The organism is Methylobacterium sp. Gmos3 (assembly GCF_056430985.1).
Window position 1 is genome coordinate 54,870 of the sequence record NZ_JBWJYL010000004.1, and the last position, 16,701, is coordinate 71,570.

The window sequence follows — 16,701 nt, forward strand, 5'->3', positions numbered from 1 at the left end:
TCAGCGGGCCTCGAAGGAGGGATCTAGGGAGCGCAATGGGTTCTGGAGGCCTCCTTCGAGGCCTCCGCTACGCTGCGGCACCTCAGGATGAGGTGTTTAGATTGGATAGGGCGGGACGCCCCGCCGGCACGAAACCGAGGTGGGACACATGGCACGGATCACCCTGAGGCAGCTCCTCGACCACGCCGCCGAGCATGAATACGGCGTGCCGGCCTTCAACCTGAACAACATGGAACAGGGGCTCGCCATCATGGCGGCCGCCGATGCCACCGATTCGCCGGTGATCCTCCAGGCGAGCCGGGGCGCCCGTGCCTATGCCAACGACGTCGTGCTGGCCAAGCTGATCGACGGCCTCGTCGAGATCTACCCGCACATCCCGGTCTGCATGCACCTCGACCACGGGAATAACGAGGCGACCTGCGCCACCGCCATCCAGTACGGCTTCACCTCCGTGATGATGGACGGCTCGCTCAAGGCCGACGGCAAGACCCCGGCCGACTACAATTACAACGTCGAGATCACCCGCAACGTCACCCAGATGGCCCATTGGGCCGGCGTCTCGGTGGAAGGCGAACTCGGCGTGCTCGGCTCGCTGGAGAGCGGCCAGGGCGAGGCCGAGGACGGCCACGGCGCAGAGGGCACCCTCTCCCACGACCAGCTCCTCACCGATCCCGAGGAGGCGGTGAAGTTCGTCCAGGCGACCAAGGTCGATGCGCTGGCCGTGGCCATGGGCACCAGCCACGGCGCCTACAAGTTCACCCGCCAGCCCGACGGCGACGTGCTCGCCATGAACGTGATCGAGGAGATCCACCGCCGCCTGCCGACGACCCACCTCGTCATGCATGGCTCGTCCTCGGTGCCGCAGGACCTGCAGGACATCATCAACCAGTACGGCGGCCAGATGAAGCCGACCTGGGGCGTGCCGGTCGAGGAGATTCAGCGCGGGATCAAGCACGGCGTGCGCAAGATCAACATCGACACCGACAACCGGATGGCCATGACCGGCCAGATCCGCAAGGTACTCACCGAGAACCCCTCGGAGTTCGATCCGCGCAAGTACCTCAAGCCCGCCATGGACGCGATGACGAAGCTCTGCAAGCAGCGCTTCGAGGAGTTCAACACGGCGGGCCAGGGCTCGAAGATCCGTCCGATCTCCGTGGCCGAAATGGCCAAGCGTTATGCCAACGGCTCCCTCGACCCGAAGATCGGGGCGCAGTAAGCGAAGGCGGTTTCAGCCTCGCAGCCAGGGCCCATGGTCGATCAACGTCTCGCTCTCCTCGGTCCCCACGGCCTCGACGCCACGGGGGCCGAGGCTCTTCTGCCCGCCCTTGAGGCCGCCTGCGCCGCAGGCGACGTCGCGGCGGTGATCCTGCGGCTCGCCCCCGCCGACGAGCGCGCGCTGACCGCCCTCGTGAAGCGCGCCTCCGCCATCACCCAGGCGCGGGAGGCCGCCCTGGTCATCGCCTGCCCCGGCTTCGCGGGAGACCTCGTGCAGGTCGCCGCGCGGGGCGGCGCGGATGGCCTCCATCTCGACAAGCCCCGCGACCCCGCCAGCGACCTCGGCGACCTGCGATCCCGCCTGAAGGACGGGCGCATCCTCGGGACCGGCGGCCTCGAATCGAAGCACATCGCCATGGAAGCCGGCGAGGCGGGCGTCGATTACCTCATGTTCGGCGGCCTCTACCCGGACGGCGCCGCGCCGGACGCGGACGGCGTGCTGGCGCGGGCCGGCTGGTGGGCCGAGATCTTCGAAACGCCCTGCATCGCCGTCGCCGCGACGGAGGCCGAGCTACCTGCCCTCGTGGAGACCGGCGCCGAGTTCGTCGGCCTGGAAAGCGCGATCTGGACCAGCGATCCCGAGGCCGTGGGACGCGCTCAGGCGCTGATCGGGGCGCGGGCCGGATGAGGATGCGCGCCCTCGCCCTCGCCGCCCTTCTGATCGTCCAAGGGGCGTCGCAAGGGGCGGTTCAAGCCGCCTCGATCGCCGATCCGAACGCGACCGCCGTCCCCCCTCCCGAGAAGAAGCCGTCCCGGGAATTGCCGACGCCCTACACGCCGAACTACAGCGGCGGCGCCATCCCCCCGGCGACCGGCCAGACGCCGGATTTCGCCTATGGCGCCTACCAGCGCGGGCAATACGTCACCGCGTTCCGCGAGGCGACGAAGCGCATCGAGGCCGACCCCAAGGACGCGCCAGCGATGACCTTGCTCGGTGAGCTCTACAATCAGGGCCTCGGCGTGCCGCAGAACCCGCTGAAGGCGGCCGAGTGGTACAAGCTCGCCGCCGCGCAAAAGGACCCGGCGGCGATGTCCTCGCTGGGGCTGATGGCGCTCGACGGGCGCGGCGTGCCGCGCGATCCCAAGGCCGGGCGGCGCTGGCTCGAACAGGCGGCGGCCCTCGGCTCGCCCACGGCCTCCTACAATCTCGGCCTGATCCTGATCGGCACGGGGCTTCCCGCCGACGAGGCCGAGGCCGCCAAGCAGTTCTGCAAGGCCGCCGATGCCGAACTCGGACCGGCGCAGCACGATCTCGGGGTGCTCTATTTGCAGGGCCGAGGCGTGCCGAAGGACCCGACCGAGGCGGCCTCGTGGTTCCGCCGCTCGGCCGATAACGGCGACCTCGCGGGTGAGGTCGAGTTCGCGATCCTGCTGTTCAACGGGACGGGCGTGCCGAAGGACGAGCGGGCGGCGGCCCGCTACTTCCTGCACGCGGCCAAGCGCGGCAACGCCATCGCGCAGAACCGGGTCGCCCGGCTCTACGCCTCCGGGCGCGGGCTGCCGAAGAACCTTGTCGAGGCGGCGGCCTGGAACCTCGCCGCCGCCGGGCAGGGCCTGTCCGATGCGTGGCTCGACCAAGCCGTCGCCGGGCTTTCCAACGACGAGAAGGCGCGGGCGGAACGGCTCGGCAACGACCGGATCGAGGCCCAGTAGGTCAGGCTTCGGCCTTCGACCAATCCACCCCCGCTTCCAATTCCGGCAGGAGGACGACGCTCTCCTGCTCGTTCGGATCGGTGCGGGCGATCACTGCCACCACCGGTTCGGTCGCGCTGCGGTTGTAGGGCAGGTGCGGGACGTTCGCGGCGATGTAGACGAACTCCCCCGCCCCCGCGATGGCGTGGTGTTCCAGCCGCTCGCCCCAGAAGCAGCCCGACACGCCTTTCAGGACGTGAATCGCGGTCTCGTGCGCCTCGTGCTTGTGGGCATGGGCGCGCTCGCCGGGGGCGATCTCAAGAAGCTGCATGTGCAGCGCCGTGGCGCCCACCGCCTCCGCCGAGATGGCGTGGCGGTACATGTGCCCCTGCTTCCCCCGGAAGGGCGCGCCCTCCCGCACCACCATGAGGCCGGCTCGTTCGGTCATCCCATCCCCCCAACGATCCAAACCGTCATTGCGAGCGCAAGCGAAGCAATCCAGGGATCCGCCACGTCCGGAAACGACCCGCCGCCCTGGATTGCTTCGCTCCGCTCGCAATGACGGAGTGGCGTGAGGACATCACAACCGGCACGCGCCGCCAAGCGCGTCGTTCTCGGCTTGGGTGAAGAGCCGCGAGCGGATGTGGAAGCGCTTCTCGCGGCCGTTCTCCAGGGAGAACATGCCGCCCCGGCCGGGCACCACGTCGAGCATGATGTGGGTGTGCTTCCAGACCTCGAACTGCGAGCGGGAGATGAAGAAATCCGCCCCGCCGACCTGGCCGAGATGGACGTCGCCGTCGCCGACGATGAAGTCGCCGACCGGGTAACACATCGGCGAGGAGCCGTCGCAGCAGCCGCCGGATTGGTGGAACATCACCGGCCCGTATTCGGCCTTCAGTTCCTCGATCAGCGCCAGGGCCACAGGCGTCGCGGTGACCCGCAGCGGCGTCCCGTCCGCGCCGGTCTGCTCGGCGGTGGTGGCCTCGACCGTCTCCGTGGCGCTCATGTGCTCCTCCCGTTCGTTGGTTCCGGTGGGATCTATGGCCGTCAGGTGGGGGTGGCGAGCCCCGGACGCAAAGAGGCCCCGGCCAGATGACCGGGGCCCAAGGCAGTCTCGGGGGGAGACTCGGCGAGGCTCAGAAGAATCCGAGCTTCTTGGCCGAGTAGCTAACCAGCATGTTCTTCGTCTGCTGGTAGTGGTCGAGCATCATCTTGTGCGTCTCGCGGCCGATGCCGGACTGCTTGTACCCGCCGAAGGCCGCGTGGGCCGGGTAGGCGTGATAGCAGTTCGTCCAGACGCGGCCCGCCTGGATCGCCCGGCCGAAGCGATAGGCGCGGGTCCCGTCGCGGGTCCAGACGCCGGCGCCGAGGCCGTAGAGCGTGTCGTTGGCGATGGAGAGGGCGTCGGCGTCGTCCTTGAAGGTCGTGACCGACAGGACCGGGCCGAAGATCTCTTCTTGGAAGATCCGCATCTTGTTGTGGCCGCGGAACACGGTGGGCTTCATGTAGAAGCCCTCGGCCAATTCGCCCTCGCGCACGCCGCGCTCACCGCCGGTGAGGCACTCCGCGCCCTCCTGCTTGCCGATGTCGACGTAGCTGAGGATCTTTTCCAGCTGCTCGCTCGACGCCTGCGCGCCGATCATCGTGGCCGGGTCGAGGGGCGAGCCCTGCGTGATCGCCTCGACGCGCTTGATCGCCCGCTCCATGAACCGGTCGTAGATCGATTCGTGGACGAGGGCGCGGCTCGGGCAGGTGCAGACTTCGCCCTGGTTGAGGGCGAACATCGTGAAGCCTTCCAGCGCCTTGTCGAAGAAGTCGTCGTCCTCGTTCGCCACGTCGGCGAAGAAGATGTTCGGCGACTTGCCGCCCAGTTCCAGCGTCACTGGGATCAGGTTCTGCGAGGCGTACTGCATGATGAGGCGGCCGGTGGTCGTCTCACCCGTGAAGGCGATCTTCGCGATGCGCGGCGAGGAGGCCAGCGGCTTGCCGGCTTCCAGGCCGAAGCCGTTGACGATGTTCAGCACGCCCGGCGGGAGCAGGTCGCCGATGACTTCCATCAGCACCAGCACGGAGGCCGGGGTCTGCTCGGCGGGCTTCAGCACCACGCAATTGCCGGCGGCCAGCGCCGGAGCGAGCTTCCACACCGCCATCAGGATGGGGAAGTTCCACGGGATGATCTGGCCGACGACGCCCAGCGGCTCGTGGAAGTGGTAGGCGACGGTGTCGTGGTCGATCTCGGAGATCGAGCCTTCCTGCGCCCGCACGCAGCCGGCGAAGTAGCGGAAATGGTCGATGGCGAGGGGGATGTCGGCGTGCGTCGTCTCGCGGATCGGCTTGCCGTTGTCCCAGGTCTCGGCCAGGGCGAGGAGGTCGAGGTTCTCCTCCATCCGGTCGGCCATCTTGTTCAGGATGCGGGCGCGCTCGCCCGGCGCGGTGCGGCCCCAGGCCTCCTTGGCCGCGTGGGCGGCGTCGAGCGCCCGGTCGATGTCGGTCGAATCGGAGCGGGCCACTTCGCAGACGACCTTGCCGGTGATGGGCGAGGTGTTCTCGAAATAGCGGCCGGCATTGGGGGCGACCCACTGGCCGCCGATGAAGTTCTCGTAGCGCGACGAGAACGGCGACTTCGTGCGGCTGTCGCCGAAGAATTCGGGCTTGTTCATGGGCGTACTCCCTGGGTTGGGCCCGGCCTCGCGGACCGCGGCTCGTTGATTCGGCCCCCATCGGGGATCCGTGCCGCTTCCCTCGGCTCCGGGCTCTAGCCAATGTCAGATGGCCGGCCGAAGCAAGGTGGACTTTTGGCCGATGCTCCCGGAGCGAGCTTACGCCCGCTCGCGGGCCTTGGCGACCCCGCCGTTCAGGCCGCGATCACGAAGGGAAGGCAAGCCGCCGCGAGGGGCAGCGCGGCGAGCGCCGCCGGCCGCAGCCATGTCGGCCGGTAGGTCAGGCACAGGGCCACCGCCAAGGCCGCGGCGGTGACGGCGCCCGTGGCCTGGACCGGCCCGAAATTCCAGCCGTCCAGGGCGATCGATGCCCCGAAGGACAGGGCGAGCCCGGCCCAGCCCGCCGCGCGCAGGGCGCCGACACGCCCGCGCGGCACCGGCCCGAGCAGGGCGACGCGGTGGTGCCTGTCGAGGCTGAGGGCCAAGGCCGCCATCCCGGTGAAGGCCAGGGCGGCGCAGAACAGCAGCCCCGCCGCGCTCATGCCTCGGCCACCCGTGCCGTGGCCCTGCGGGACAGGGCCGCCGGGGCTCGCGCGGCCATCCGCGCGGCGAGAATCAGCAGCAACGCCGCAACCAGCATCGCGATGTCGAAGGGCACGAAGCGCGGCTCGCCGATCAGCGCGAGGTCGGCCGGGACCACGGCGAGGAACACCGTCGCGGCCAGTCCGAGCGTCCAGGGCCATGCACGCCGGCGCGGCGCCAGGGCGCCCACCAGCGCCACGAGGATCCAGGCGCCGAAGAACAGCCCGACCTCCCAGGAAGCGCGCTCCGCGAGGTAAAGGGGCAGCAGCCGGTTGGCGAGGAAGAAGGCGCCGATTCCGGCCGGCAATCCGGCAATCGTCCCGATGTTCAGGATCCGCACGAGGCGCAGGCCGAACCCCTCCGGGACCGCGCCCTTCGGCGCCCGCGCCACCGTCCAGAGCACGAGGCCCGAGGCCACCGTCGCGGCGCCGAGCGCCCCGCACAGGAAGAACAGCACCCGCAGGGCGTGCGAGGCGAATTGCGCCTCGTGCAGGCCGTACATCACGGTTGCGGTGCGCGTCGCCGGCCCGGCCGGCAGGTTGCGGCCGAGTTCGGCGCCCGTCACCGCATCGTAGGCGATCTGCGGGTGGAGATGGGCGAGGCCGTGCGGCTCCTCGAACACGGCGCTCACCGTTGCGGCAGCGTTGCCCGGTGACGAGACCGTCAGCCCCTCCGGCGATTCGCCGCCGTCCTTCTCGGCGGTGCGGACGATCTCCCCGAGGGGACGCCCTTCGGCGGCCCGGCCCGCCGGCATCCGGCCCTTGGGCATCAGGCCGGCCTCGACGAAGAAAGTCGGCGCCGCGTCGTGGTAGGCCGCCTTCATGCCCCAGGGCATCAGCATCGGTCCCAAGGTGACGAGGCCCGTATAGGTGATCATCAGATGGAACGGCAGCGCCAGCACGCCGAACAGGTTGTGCGCATCGAGCCACGCCCTCTGCCGTGACCGATCCGGCCGGAAGGTGAAGAAGTCGGCGAAGATCCGGCGATGGGTGACGATGCCGGAGATCAGCGCGATCAGCAGGACCATCGCGCAGGCGCCGACGATCCAGCGCCCCCAGAGCGGCGGCAGCGCCAGTTCGAAATGAAAGCGGTAGAGGAAGTCACCGGCCCTGGTGTCGCGGGCGCGGGTCGGCTCGCCGGTGGCGGGATCGAGCAGCGCGTGGTGGAACGGCCCGTCGAAGCTCTTCCACCAATAGACCTCCGTCACCGGATTGTCCGGCTTCGGCAGGCCGATATACCAGCCGCCCGCATCCGGCATCTGCCGGGCGAGATACTGACCGGCCAAGGTGGCCGCCGCCGCCGGATCGACGGCGGTCTCGGACAATTCCGGGCGCATCCAGCGGGTGATGTCGTCCTTGTAGTAGCTTGCCGTGCCGGTGACGAAGACCGCGAACAGCACCCAGCCGACGATGAGCCCGGCCCAGGTGTGCAGCCACGCCATGGCGGGGCGGAAGCGCTTGGGTTCGCTCATGCCGGCACCCCCGCCGAGAAGCCGCCCGCAAGCCACAGCCCTGCCGTGAGGAGGGCCGCCGTCCCGGCAAGGCCGAGGGCGGCCCGGCGCAGCGTCGCGGCGACGAAGACGAACACCACGGCCCCGGCCATCACCGCGAAGCTCGCCAGCATCGCCGTCGACACCGCCTCGGGCCGCGACAGCGGCAGCACCACGGCGGCCAGAGCGGTCGCGAGGGCGGCCACCGCGTAGCCGCCGAATGCCGCGAGGGCGACCCGGCCCGCGACGGCGAAGCGCTCGCGCCAGCCCGGTCCGATTCGGACGGTCGGATCGCGCGAAGCGTCGATGGGTGGCGGGTCACTGGCCATGGCGTCGGGTAGCAGCGGCCGGCGGCGCTCCGCAATCGCTATCTTTCGGAACGATTCCAACAAGACGCCAAGCACTTGGCGCATCTCGAAGGAATCGTTTCGCGCTCAGCGGCCGCTGGTGCCGCGCCCCGTGCGCCGGATCTCGGCGGCGGCGGCCGAGGCGCTGGGCGGAAGGGCGCTCGCGGGTCCGTTCTCGCCGGAGGGGGCGCCTTGCGAGACCGCAGGGCCGACGCCCGTGTCTTTCTCGCGGCTCCAGCCATAGCCGGCATTCACGCCCGCGTAGAAACCCGTGAAATCCTCGGCCTGGGCCGGCGGGGCGGCGAGGAGGAGCAGGAGCGGCAGGCGACGAATCATGCGGAACCCAGCGCGTGAAACGAGAACGGCGGCCCGCTGGGGCCGCCGTTTCGAATCTGTCGTGGCATCGCGGCGACAGAGAGGCGCCGCGAAACCCGAACTCAGCCGTCGACGCTGATCGAGGAGGCCTCGCGGCCCTTCATGCCCTCGACGACGCCGAGCGTGACCTGCTGGCCCTCGGCCAGGGAGTCGAGGCCGGCGCGGGCGAGCGCGGAGCGGTGGACGAATACGTCCTTGCCGCCATCGTTCACCGAGACGAAGCCGAAGCCCTTGGCCGGGTCGTACCACTTCACGGTGCCGACCATCTCGGTCGACGGGCCGGACGGAGCGCGTCCGCCACCACCGCCGCCGCCACCGAATCGGTCGCCGCCACGGCTGCCGCCACCGCCGAAGCGATCGCCACCGCCGCCGAAGCCTTCGGTGCGCGGACGGAACTCGCGACGGGGCGCCGGAGCCTCGGCCGTGGAGGTGTCGACGCTGGTCACGCTCGTGACCTGCGGACCCTTCTGGCCCTGCGCCGTCGTCACCATCAGCTTGGTGCCGGGCATGAGGTCGTCATGGCCGGCGGCCTCGACGGCCCGGATGTGGAGGAAGGCATCGCCCGAACCGTCGCCGAGTTCGACGAAGCCGAAGCCCTTCTCCTTGTTGAACCACTTTACAGTGGCATCGCGCTCAGGGCCCGTCGGAGCCGGCGCCGCGCCGCGGGCCGGACCACGGTCGAAGCCGCCCCCGCCGTAACCGCCGCCGCCGCCATAACCGCCGCCACCGGCGCCGCCGCCGTAGCCCCCGCCAAAGCCGCCCGAGGGAGCCTGATCAGGCCATCTCGGCTCACCGCTCTCGTCGAAGCCGCGCTTCTGCGGCCCCCTGAAATCACGACCACGTCCCATTAGAAGCTCGCAAAAACCGTCCGCCGCCCGTATTCAAAATACACGCCGATCATTGCGGAGGATCGGCGGCTCGCACTGCGCATTACCCCAGGTTACGCTAACCAAGAATAATGGCTCAGTCCTGACGCAATCGGGCCTTGACCGCAAGGTCCTTTAAGGCCGAAACGCGGCGGTTCAATCACTTTCCTGCCGCAAGCATCACGCGGAGGGTGAGTGGCGTTAGCGAAATGCAAAGTCCGGTCGGCTACGTTCGCGACGGGACGACGCACCCGATGATTGCCACACCGACCTTCCCCGACCTCTCCGCCCTCGTCGTCGACGAGAGCCTTTATATCCGGCGCATCGTCCGGGACATGCTGATGCGCGTGGGCATCAAGCGCGTCCTCGAAGCGCCCGACGGCGCCGAGGCGCTCGGCGTCTTGGCCGAGAGCAAGCCCGACATCGCCATTATTGATTGGGATCTCTCGATCCTGTCGGGCGAGGAGTTCATCCGGCTGGCGCGCACGCCCTCGACCTCCCCCTGCCCCACCCTGCCGATCATCCTGATGCTCGCCCAGCCCCGCCGGAACGTGGTGGACCGGGCGGTCGGGCTCGGCGTCAATGAGATCATCGCCAAGCCGTTCTCGCCCAAGACCCTCTGGTCGCGGCTCGACGAGATCATCAACAGGCCCCGCCCCTACTCGCAGGTGAAGAGTCTGCTGCGGCCGATCCCCCGTGCCGCCGGCGTCGCAAAAGTGTTCGCCTGACCCCCGGTCGACGTTCGCCCGTTGCAGTTCCCGCCCGAGCCTGTAGGCTCGCGGGCAAGTGAGGTCTGGCTGTCAGCCGGGCCGATGAGGATTCGACGGCCGCGCCGATGAGGGACGAGACCGCCGCGGCCGCGCCGGCCCGGCCTGCAGCCGGCATCGTGCCGCTCCCGACGCCGACCCTGTATGCGGGCCGCGAGCGTCGGCAGAGCTATGCGGCCCTCGATCTCGGCACGAACAATTGCCGGCTTTTGATCGCCGAGCCGACCTATGGCGGCTTTCGGGTGATCGATGCCTTCTCGCGCATCGTGCGGCTGGGCGAGGGGCTGGGGTCATCGGACCGGCTGAGCGAGGCCGCCATCGAGCGCACGGTCGAGGCCCTGCGCATCTGCCGCACCAAGATGCAGGCCCGCCGGGTCCGTCGCGCGAAGATCATCGCCACCGAGGCCTGCCGGCTCGCCGTGAACGGCGCCGATTTCGTCGAGCGCGTGCGCCAGTCGGTCGGGCTCGACCTCGAGATCGTGGACCGGCAGACCGAGGCCTACCTCGCCGTCACCGGCTGCGCGGCCCTGGCCGATCCGAGGGCCGAGTCGGTCGTGATCTTCGACATCGGCGGCGGCTCCACCGAGGTGGCGTGGCTCGACGGCGCGGCGACGAACCCCTCCACCGATCCGACCCTGCGCATCCGCGCATGGGACTCCCTCCCCGTCGGCGTCGTGACGCTCGCCGAGCGCCATGGCGGCGCGGATGTCACGCGGCGGATGTTCGAGGGCATGGTCGAGGAGGTGGCGGAGAAACTCGCCGCCTTCGCCCTGCGCGCCGCCCCGGCCGCCACGGCCAAGAGCTTTCACCTGCTCGGCACGTCGGGCACCGTCACCACCATCGCGGCGATGCACCTGCGCCTCGCCCGCTACGAGCGCCGCCGGGTCGACGGCCTGTGGATGCGCGACGACGAGGTCTCGGCCGCCATCGACGACCTGCTGGACACGCGGCTGGAGCAGCGGGTCGACAACCCCTGCATCGGCCGCGACCGGGCGGACCTCGTCCTCGCCGGCTGCGCGATCCTCGAAGCCCTGCGCCGGGCCTTTCCCTCCGAGCGCCTGCGCATCGCCGACCGTGGCCTGCGCGAGGGGCTCCTCGTGAACATGATGCGCGAAGATGGGGTATGGTCGCGCAAGCCCGTGCGGTAACGGGCGACGGACACAGGGTTCATGACTGACAGGCGCGGCGGCGCGGGCTCCACCGGGGGCGTGCGCGGGGATCTCAAGCAGCGGGTGAAGACCGCGCGCAAGCGCACCGTCTCGCAGACGCGCTGGCTCGAACGGCAGCTCAACGATCCCTACGTGGCCCGCGCCAAGCGCGAGGGCTATCGCTCCCGCGCGGCGTTCAAGCTCATCGAGATCGACGAGCGGTTCAAGCTCCTGAAGCCCGGCCAGCGGATCGTGGACCTGGGCGCGGCCCCCGGCGGCTGGTCGCAGGTGGCGGCCCGCGTCGTCGGACCGACCGGCAAGGTGGTGGGCATCGACCTCCTGCCCATCGAGCCCATGGCCGGGGTGGAGTTCATCACCCTCGACTTCCTGGACGACGACGCCCCCCGGCAGCTCATCGACCTGCTCGGCGGCCCGGCCGATTTCGTGATGTCCGACATGGCCGCCAACACGACGGGCCACAAGAAGACCGACCACCTGCGCATCATCGGCCTCGCCGAGACCGCCGCCGAGTTCGCCCGCGAGGTGCTGGCGCCCGGCGGCGCCTATCTCGCCAAGGTGCTTCAGGGCGGCACCGAGGGGGAGTTGCTCGCCAACCTGAAGCGCGACTTCGCCGTCGTCCGCCACGTGAAGCCCTCCGCCAGCCGGGCCGATTCGAGCGAACTCTACGTGCTCGCCACAGGCTATCGCGGCGCGCCCGGCAAGGGCGTGGCCGCGGAGGAATAGACGGGCACGATCCTCGCCGTGCCTCTCGCCAGGGCGCGGCAGTTGGGGCCTTTCCGGGGAAACTCGGCCCACGCCGCGCGTCGCTCTTTGCAAGCGAAGCGAAGCAATGCTGTCGCTCGCGAAGACGGTTGAGCAGGCGATCCAGATCGAGCAGAGGCCGCCCGAGTGGCACGGTCGGCCTGCGAATGCCCCACTTGGCGGGTGCCGGGCTCGGGCCTCCGCGACGACGGAGAAAACGTTCGTTCCCGGTCGAGGCGCGGCGCGTTCCTCTGGGGACAGATCGGCGCAGCGCGGCCGTGCAGGTAGGCCAGCATCGCGGAATGGGTTAATTTTACGGAAATAGTATCGACAGTCAGCGCGTGCTCAGCGGTCCAGCAATTCTTCGCATCTCGGTGTTGCTGCTCCTCGCCGGAGCCCTGGCCGCACTCGTACAATACCTGATGCCGGCCCAGCCGCAGCCGCCCGCCAAGACGGCTGTGGCGACGCCTGCGCCGGCTCCGAGCGAGCCCCCGGTCCGTAAGATCCCCTCGGCCGCCCCGCCCGATACGGTGATCGCGGCCCCTCCACCGGCTCCCCCCAAGCCTCGCGCGGCGCCGACCCCGCCGACGGACGTGCCGAGCGACGCCCTCGCCTTCCCGGCGCCGCCGCCCTCGGCCGCGCCGGAGGGCAAGGCCGAGGTGAGCGAGGCCGAGACCACGGAGGGGCCGCCCGCCGTTTCCCTGGTCGACCTCAACACGGCGAGCGTGGCCGACCTGAACCGCCTGCGTGGCGGCGGTGCCATCGGCCGGGCCATCGTGTCCAAGCGGCCCTACACGCAGGTGAGCGACCTTCTCACCAAGCGGGTGCTCAGCCGGGCGGTCTACGAGCGGATCAAGGAGCAAGTGACCGTGCGGTGAGACTTCACCGCGTCCGCCGTCCTTGCGGGCGCAGCGAGGCAAACCTGGGCGGCGGGACGTGCTGGAACGTGGCGCTGCCCGGCTTGCTTCAGATCTTCGTGCCGAACAGTTCCGCCACCTGCGGGATGTCCTTGTCACCCCTGCCGGACATGTTGAGCACCATCAGGTGATCGGCCGGGCGCTGGGTCGCCAATTCCGCGACCTTGGAGAGGGCGTGCGCCGGCTCCAGGGCGGGAATGATGCCCTCGAGCATCGAGCAGAGCTTGAACGCCTCCAGGGTCTCCTCATCGGTCGCCGAGAGGTAGGTGACGCGGCCCATCTCGTGCAGCCACGCATGCTCCGGCCCGATGCCGGGATAGTCGAGGCCGGCGGAGATCGAGTGCGCGTCGGCGATCTGGCCGTCCTCGTTCATCAGCAGGTAGGTGCGGTTGCCGTGCAGCACGCCGGGCTTGCCGCCCGTGAGGGAGGCGGCGTGCAGGCCGCTCTTGACGCCATGGCCGGCGGCTTCGACACCGAAGATCTCCACCTCGCGGTCATCGAGGAACGGGTGGAACAGGCCCATCGCGTTCGAACCGCCGCCGATGCAGGCGATCAGCGAATCGGGCAGCCGCCCCTCCTGGGCGAGCATCTGCTCGCGGGTCTCGCGGCCGATCACCGACTGGAAGTCGCGGACCATGGCCGGGTACGGATGCGGGCCGGCGACCGTGCCGATGCAGTAGAACGTGTCCGCGACGTTCGTCACCCAGTCGCGCAGGGCCTCGTTCATCGCGTCCTTGAGGGTCTTCGTGCCGGATTCCACCGGGATGACCTCGGCGCCGAGCATCTTCATGCGGAAGACGTTCGGGGCCTGCCGGGCGACGTCCACGGCGCCCATGTAGACGACGCATTTCAGGCCGAAGCGGGCGCAGAGGGTGGCGGTGGCGACGCCGTGCTGCCCGGCGCCGGTCTCAGCGATGATCCGCGGCTTGCCCATGCGGCGCGCGAGCAGGATCTGCCCGAGCACGTTGTTCACCTTGTGCGAGCCGGTGTGGTTCAGCTCCTCACGCTTGAAATAGACCTTCGCCCCGTTGCCGGCGGGGGCTTGGCTGCGGAAATGCTCCGTCAGACGCTCGGCATAATAGAGCGGGCTCGGACGGCCGATGTAGTGCGTGCCGTAGCTCTCCATGTCCGCCTTGAAGGCGGGGTCCTGCTTCGCGTCCTCGTAGGCCTTCTCCAGGTCGAGGATCAGCGGCATCAGCGTCTCGGCCACGAAGCGACCGCCGAAGATGCCGAAGCGCCCGCGCTCGTCGGGTCCGGTGCGGAAGGAGTTCGGGGCGGGGGCGATGGTCACGGGCGGATCCTTCGGGGCCTGATCGTTTTGCCGGTTGTCGGGTTCCGCGTTGCCTAGACCCATGTGACCGCCGCTGCAATGCTGGGTAGGCCAGGCGCATCGGCGCAGGGTTTGCCGTTACGGGGCACCGCGTCCCCGACCGCCGAGGCGGGCGGACGGCGCGGTCAGGTGCGGGCGCGCGCCGCCGCGATGAAGGCGGCGATCCGGGCGGGATCCTTCACGCCGGGGGCATGCTCGACCCCCGAGGAGACATCGACCGCCGTGAGGCCCGTCCGCGCCAGGGCTTCGGCCACGTTTTCGGGTCCGAGGCCGCCGGAGAGCATGGTGGCGGGCGGGAGAGCGGAGCCCGCGAGCAGCGACCAGTCGAAGCTGACGCCGTTGCCACCGGGCAGCGCGGCGCCGGGCGGCGCCTTGGCATCGAGGAGGATGCGGTCGGCGACCGCCGCGTAGGCCGGGATCGCGGCGAGGTCGGCCGATCCGGCGATGCCGAGCGCCTTCATCACCGGCAGGCCCGTGGCGGCGCGGATGGCGGCGACCCGCTCCGGGCTCTCCCGGCCGTGGAGCTGGATCAGGTCCGGCGCGATCGCCGCGACGGCGGCGGCGAGGGCATCGTCGTCGGGATCGACCAGCAGCACGACACGTCCCGCCCTCCCCTTCGCTTGCCGCGACAGGATGCGTGCGACCTCGAGCTCCACATGGCGCGGGCTGCGGGGGAAGCGCACGAAACCGACCCAATCGGCCCCCGCGCCGAGGGCGGCGTCGAGGGTTTCGGGCGTACTGAGGCCGCAGATCTTGATCTCGGTCATCGGGAGCGGCGCGGCGATCCGCGCAGGATAGCCTCAGCGCGGCGCGGGCAGCGCCGTGCGGACGGGGACGGAGGTGCCGGGATAGGTCTGGCCCGGCGCATCGGGGGCGTAGGGGCGCAGGCGGTTGACCTCGCGCTCGTAGCGGGTGGCCTCCCGGCGGTGGTGGCGGGCATTCGCGCGGACCCGGCCCTGGCCGAGCCAGGTGAAGATGCCGCCGATGACGATGCCGAGCGCTACGGCGCCGAACAGGATCGCGTAGAGCGGCAGGTTCACGCTGAAGACCGGCGCATCGACGTTCACCGGATCGAACGACAATTGCACCGGCGCCCGGTTGGCGACGGCGAGCAGGACCACCACCGCCGCGACCGGCAGGAGGACAAGGCTCTTCAGGAACCGGATCATCGTTGTGTGACTCCCGCCTATTCCGCCGCGACGCCTTCGCCGATGTCGGCCGCGTTGAGACGCAAGCGCATCTCCTTGCCCGTCTTGAACACGGGGATCGCCTTTTCGGACACGGCAACGGCCGCGCCCGTGCGTGGGTTGCGTCCCTTGCGCGCTTCCCGGCGCTTCACCGAAAAGGCGCCGAAGCCGCGCAGTTCCACCCGGTCACCCCGCGCCAGGGCATCGGCGATCGTGTCGAGGATGGCGTTGACCAGGATCTCCACGTCCCGCTGGTAGAGATGCGGGTTCTGTTCGGCGATCTTGAGAACAAGCTCCGACTTGATCATGGCGTTTCGTATTCCCGTTCGTTCGGCTTTGTTCGGAGGTCGCGAGAGCCTTTTCGCTCAGGGCTCCGGCCGCCACAGGACGAGGAGCCCGCCCTGCGCGCCGGCCTGCGCCTCGGCGCCGAGGGCCCGGATCTGGCGCGCGAAGCCTTCGAGGCCGAGGAGCCCCGCGCCCGTGCCGGCGGCGGACCACAGGGAGAAATCGCTGTCGGAGCGCGGCTTCCAATCGGTGATCGGCAGGTCCTTCGGCACGCCCCGGGCGCTTTCCAGCCAAGCTACGGCCTGCCGCTCGCTGCCGAGTTCATCCACGAGCTTGAGCGGGATGCTCTGCCGGCCGCTGAACACCCGCCCGTCCGAAACGGCGGCGAGCTGCCCGGCATCCATGCCCCGGCGGTCGGCCACGAGGCCCTTGAACCACGCGTAGGTGTCGCCGACCACGGCCGCGAGCGCGGCTCGCGCCTCGGGCGAGGTCGGGGTGAAGCCCGAGGGCTCGGCCTTGAGCGGCGAGGACTTCACCGATTCGACCTTCACGCCGACCTTGTCGAGGAGGCCGGACACGTCCGGATACTGGAACAGCACGCCGATCGAGCCGACGAGGCTGGTCTCGCGGGCGACGATATGATCGGCGGCGATGGCGGTGATGTAGGCACCGGAGGCCGCCGTGCCGTCCACGAAGGCGACGATGGGCTTCTTGGCGGCGAGCGCGCGCAGGTTGCGGAAGATCTCCTCCGAGCCCGTGGTGGTGCCGCCCGGCGAGTTGATCGAGACGACGACTCCCTTCACGGCATCCGAATCACCGACGCGCTTCATCAGCTTGGCGGTGGCTTCGCTGCCGGCGATGAAGCCGGAGACGGAGATGCGTGCGATCTGCGGGCGCGCGGCGAAACCGCCCGTATCGCCGGCCCGGACGCGGTAGCCGACCGCGCCGACCGCCACGATGAGGCCACCGATCCCGAGCACGCGCCAGAGGCCGAGCCTGCGGCGAAGGCGCCGCCTGTCGATCAGCAGTTCGGCGTCGGCTGCCATGCGATCCGTTCCCTTGCATCCCCGGCCGAG

Annotated in this window: 20 protein-coding genes; 7 read left to right on the forward strand and 13 right to left on the reverse strand. The window is 70.0% G+C overall.

Features of this window, described 5'->3' with window-relative positions; all coding sequences use genetic code 11:
* Nucleotides 1-148: 148 nt before the first annotated feature.
* The 3 genes from fba to ACS5Q7_RS09175 are packed head-to-tail and all read left to right on the forward strand — an operon-like array spanning nt 149 to nt 2,931.
* Complete coding sequence (gene fba, locus ACS5Q7_RS09165) at nt 149-1,219, forward strand: class II fructose-bisphosphate aldolase (RefSeq protein ID WP_478339022.1); 1,071 nt, start codon at nt 149-151, stop codon at nt 1,217-1,219.
* A gap of 33 nt (nt 1,220-1,252) precedes the next feature.
* Nucleotides 1,253-1,906: a thiamine phosphate synthase gene (locus ACS5Q7_RS09170; protein ID WP_478339023.1), complete on the forward strand. Its 654-nt coding sequence runs from the start codon at nt 1,253-1,255 to the stop codon at nt 1,904-1,906.
* Between the two features lie 2 nt (nt 1,907-1,908).
* Nucleotides 1,909-2,931, forward strand: a complete 1,023-nt coding sequence (locus ACS5Q7_RS09175) for a tetratricopeptide repeat protein (protein WP_478339024.1) — start codon at nt 1,909-1,911, stop codon at nt 2,929-2,931.
* A 1-nt stretch (nt 2,932) separates the two neighbouring features.
* Here ACS5Q7_RS09175 and ACS5Q7_RS09180 read toward each other — a convergent pair whose 3' ends face one another.
* From ACS5Q7_RS09180 to ACS5Q7_RS09215, 8 genes are all read right to left on the reverse strand, one after another.
* On the reverse strand, nt 2,933-3,358 hold the full coding sequence (locus ACS5Q7_RS09180) for a cupin domain-containing protein (RefSeq protein WP_478339025.1): 426 nt from the start codon (nt 3,356-3,358) through the stop codon (nt 2,933-2,935).
* A 132-nt stretch (nt 3,359-3,490) separates the two neighbouring features.
* On the reverse strand, nt 3,491-3,916 hold the full coding sequence (locus tag ACS5Q7_RS09185) for a DUF779 domain-containing protein (protein WP_478339026.1): 426 nt from the start codon (nt 3,914-3,916) through the stop codon (nt 3,491-3,493).
* A gap of 130 nt (nt 3,917-4,046) precedes the next feature.
* A complete protein-coding gene (adh, locus tag ACS5Q7_RS09190; protein ID WP_243954577.1) occupies nt 4,047-5,570 on the reverse strand; it encodes an aldehyde dehydrogenase in 1,524 nt (507 codons plus the stop codon).
* Nucleotides 5,571-5,764: 194 nt separating this feature from the next.
* Nucleotides 5,765-6,112 (reverse strand): DUF3325 domain-containing protein, encoded by a 348-nt coding sequence (locus ACS5Q7_RS09195; protein ID WP_478339027.1) that lies wholly within the window; start codon nt 6,110-6,112, stop codon nt 5,765-5,767.
* Entirely contained in the window at nt 6,109-7,623 is a 1,515-nt protein-coding gene (locus tag ACS5Q7_RS09200) for a PepSY-associated TM helix domain-containing protein (RefSeq protein WP_478339028.1), read from the reverse strand. Before ACS5Q7_RS09200 ends, ACS5Q7_RS09195 begins: the two co-directional genes overlap by 4 nt.
* Entirely contained in the window at nt 7,620-7,970 is a 351-nt protein-coding gene (locus ACS5Q7_RS09205; protein ID WP_478339029.1) for an iron transporter, read from the reverse strand. The genes ACS5Q7_RS09200 and ACS5Q7_RS09205 overlap by 4 nt, the downstream gene beginning before the upstream one ends.
* A 105-nt stretch (nt 7,971-8,075) precedes the next feature.
* Nucleotides 8,076-8,324: a hypothetical protein gene (locus tag ACS5Q7_RS09210; RefSeq protein WP_478339030.1), complete on the reverse strand. Its 249-nt coding sequence runs from the start codon at nt 8,322-8,324 to the stop codon at nt 8,076-8,078.
* Nucleotides 8,325-8,425: 101 nt separating this feature from the next.
* On the reverse strand, nt 8,426-9,211 hold the full coding sequence (locus ACS5Q7_RS09215) for a cold-shock protein (protein ID WP_478339031.1): 786 nt from the start codon (nt 9,209-9,211) through the stop codon (nt 8,426-8,428).
* A 272-nt stretch (nt 9,212-9,483) separates the two neighbouring features.
* Here ACS5Q7_RS09215 and ACS5Q7_RS09220 point away from each other — a divergent pair, with 272 nt between their 5' ends.
* From ACS5Q7_RS09220 to ACS5Q7_RS09235, 4 genes are all read left to right on the forward strand, one after another.
* Entirely contained in the window at nt 9,484-9,957 is a 474-nt protein-coding gene (locus tag ACS5Q7_RS09220; RefSeq protein ID WP_243954585.1) for a response regulator, read from the forward strand.
* 107 nt (nt 9,958-10,064) lie between these two features.
* On the forward strand, nt 10,065-11,144 hold the full coding sequence (locus tag ACS5Q7_RS09225; RefSeq protein WP_478339032.1) for a Ppx/GppA phosphatase family protein: 1,080 nt from the start codon (nt 10,065-10,067) through the stop codon (nt 11,142-11,144).
* A 21-nt stretch (nt 11,145-11,165) separates the two neighbouring features.
* Complete coding sequence (locus ACS5Q7_RS09230; RefSeq protein ID WP_478339033.1) at nt 11,166-11,888, forward strand: RlmE family RNA methyltransferase; 723 nt, start codon at nt 11,166-11,168, stop codon at nt 11,886-11,888.
* A 359-nt stretch (nt 11,889-12,247) separates the two neighbouring features.
* On the forward strand, nt 12,248-12,784 hold the full coding sequence (locus ACS5Q7_RS09235; protein ID WP_478339034.1) for a ComEA family DNA-binding protein: 537 nt from the start codon (nt 12,248-12,250) through the stop codon (nt 12,782-12,784).
* 88 nt (nt 12,785-12,872) lie between these two features.
* On the opposite strand, the gene trpB is transcribed toward ACS5Q7_RS09235, so the two are convergent.
* From trpB to sppA, 5 genes are all read right to left on the reverse strand, one after another.
* Nucleotides 12,873-14,114: a tryptophan synthase subunit beta gene (gene trpB / locus ACS5Q7_RS09240; protein ID WP_478339035.1), complete on the reverse strand. Its 1,242-nt coding sequence runs from the start codon at nt 14,112-14,114 to the stop codon at nt 12,873-12,875.
* Between the two features lie 164 nt (nt 14,115-14,278).
* Nucleotides 14,279-14,920 carry a phosphoribosylanthranilate isomerase gene (locus ACS5Q7_RS09245; RefSeq protein WP_478339036.1) on the reverse strand — a complete coding sequence of 214 codons (642 nt, stop codon included), beginning with the start codon at nt 14,918-14,920 and terminating at the stop codon, nt 14,279-14,281.
* 33 nt (nt 14,921-14,953) lie between these two features.
* Complete coding sequence (locus ACS5Q7_RS09250) at nt 14,954-15,322, reverse strand: LapA family protein (protein ID WP_478339037.1); 369 nt, start codon at nt 15,320-15,322, stop codon at nt 14,954-14,956.
* A 17-nt stretch (nt 15,323-15,339) separates the two neighbouring features.
* Nucleotides 15,340-15,648, reverse strand: a complete 309-nt coding sequence (locus ACS5Q7_RS09255) for an integration host factor subunit beta (protein ID WP_478339038.1) — start codon at nt 15,646-15,648, stop codon at nt 15,340-15,342.
* 57 nt (nt 15,649-15,705) lie between these two features.
* Nucleotides 15,706-16,671, reverse strand: coding sequence for a signal peptide peptidase SppA (gene sppA / locus ACS5Q7_RS09260; protein WP_478339039.1), 966 nt, complete (start codon nt 16,669-16,671; stop codon nt 15,706-15,708).
* Between the last annotated feature and the right edge of the window lie 30 nt (nt 16,672-16,701).

Bases quoted from the DNA above. Each gene is read 5' to 3' on its own strand.
- fba (WP_478339022.1), top strand. From the start codon at position 149: ATGGCACGGATCACCCTGAGGCAGCTCCTCGACCACGCCGCCGAGCAT.
- ACS5Q7_RS09170 (WP_478339023.1), top strand. From the start codon at position 1,253: ATGGTCGATCAACGTCTCGCTCTCCTCGGTCCCCACGGCCTCGACGCC.
- ACS5Q7_RS09175 (WP_478339024.1), top strand. From the start codon at position 1,909: ATGCGCGCCCTCGCCCTCGCCGCCCTTCTGATCGTCCAAGGGGCGTCG.
- ACS5Q7_RS09180 (WP_478339025.1), bottom strand. From the start codon at position 3,358: ATGACCGAACGAGCCGGCCTCATGGTGGTGCGGGAGGGCGCGCCCTTC.
- ACS5Q7_RS09185 (WP_478339026.1), bottom strand. From the start codon at position 3,916: ATGAGCGCCACGGAGACGGTCGAGGCCACCACCGCCGAGCAGACCGGC.
- adh (WP_243954577.1), bottom strand. From the start codon at position 5,570: ATGAACAAGCCCGAATTCTTCGGCGACAGCCGCACGAAGTCGCCGTTC.
- ACS5Q7_RS09195 (WP_478339027.1), bottom strand. From the start codon at position 6,112: ATGAGCGCGGCGGGGCTGCTGTTCTGCGCCGCCCTGGCCTTCACCGGG.
- ACS5Q7_RS09200 (WP_478339028.1), bottom strand. From the start codon at position 7,623: ATGAGCGAACCCAAGCGCTTCCGCCCCGCCATGGCGTGGCTGCACACC.
- ACS5Q7_RS09205 (WP_478339029.1), bottom strand. From the start codon at position 7,970: ATGGCCAGTGACCCGCCACCCATCGACGCTTCGCGCGATCCGACCGTC.
- ACS5Q7_RS09210 (WP_478339030.1), bottom strand. From the start codon at position 8,324: ATGATTCGTCGCCTGCCGCTCCTGCTCCTCCTCGCCGCCCCGCCGGCC.
- ACS5Q7_RS09215 (WP_478339031.1), bottom strand. From the start codon at position 9,211: ATGGGACGTGGTCGTGATTTCAGGGGGCCGCAGAAGCGCGGCTTCGAC.
- ACS5Q7_RS09220 (WP_243954585.1), top strand. From the start codon at position 9,484: ATGATTGCCACACCGACCTTCCCCGACCTCTCCGCCCTCGTCGTCGAC.
- ACS5Q7_RS09225 (WP_478339032.1), top strand. From the start codon at position 10,065: ATGAGGGACGAGACCGCCGCGGCCGCGCCGGCCCGGCCTGCAGCCGGC.
- ACS5Q7_RS09230 (WP_478339033.1), top strand. From the start codon at position 11,166: ATGACTGACAGGCGCGGCGGCGCGGGCTCCACCGGGGGCGTGCGCGGG.
- ACS5Q7_RS09245 (WP_478339036.1), bottom strand. From the start codon at position 14,920: ATGACCGAGATCAAGATCTGCGGCCTCAGTACGCCCGAAACCCTCGAC.
- ACS5Q7_RS09250 (WP_478339037.1), bottom strand. From the start codon at position 15,322: ATGATCCGGTTCCTGAAGAGCCTTGTCCTCCTGCCGGTCGCGGCGGTG.
- ACS5Q7_RS09255 (WP_478339038.1), bottom strand. From the start codon at position 15,648: ATGATCAAGTCGGAGCTTGTTCTCAAGATCGCCGAACAGAACCCGCAT.
- sppA (WP_478339039.1), bottom strand. From the start codon at position 16,671: ATGGCAGCCGACGCCGAACTGCTGATCGACAGGCGGCGCCTTCGCCGC.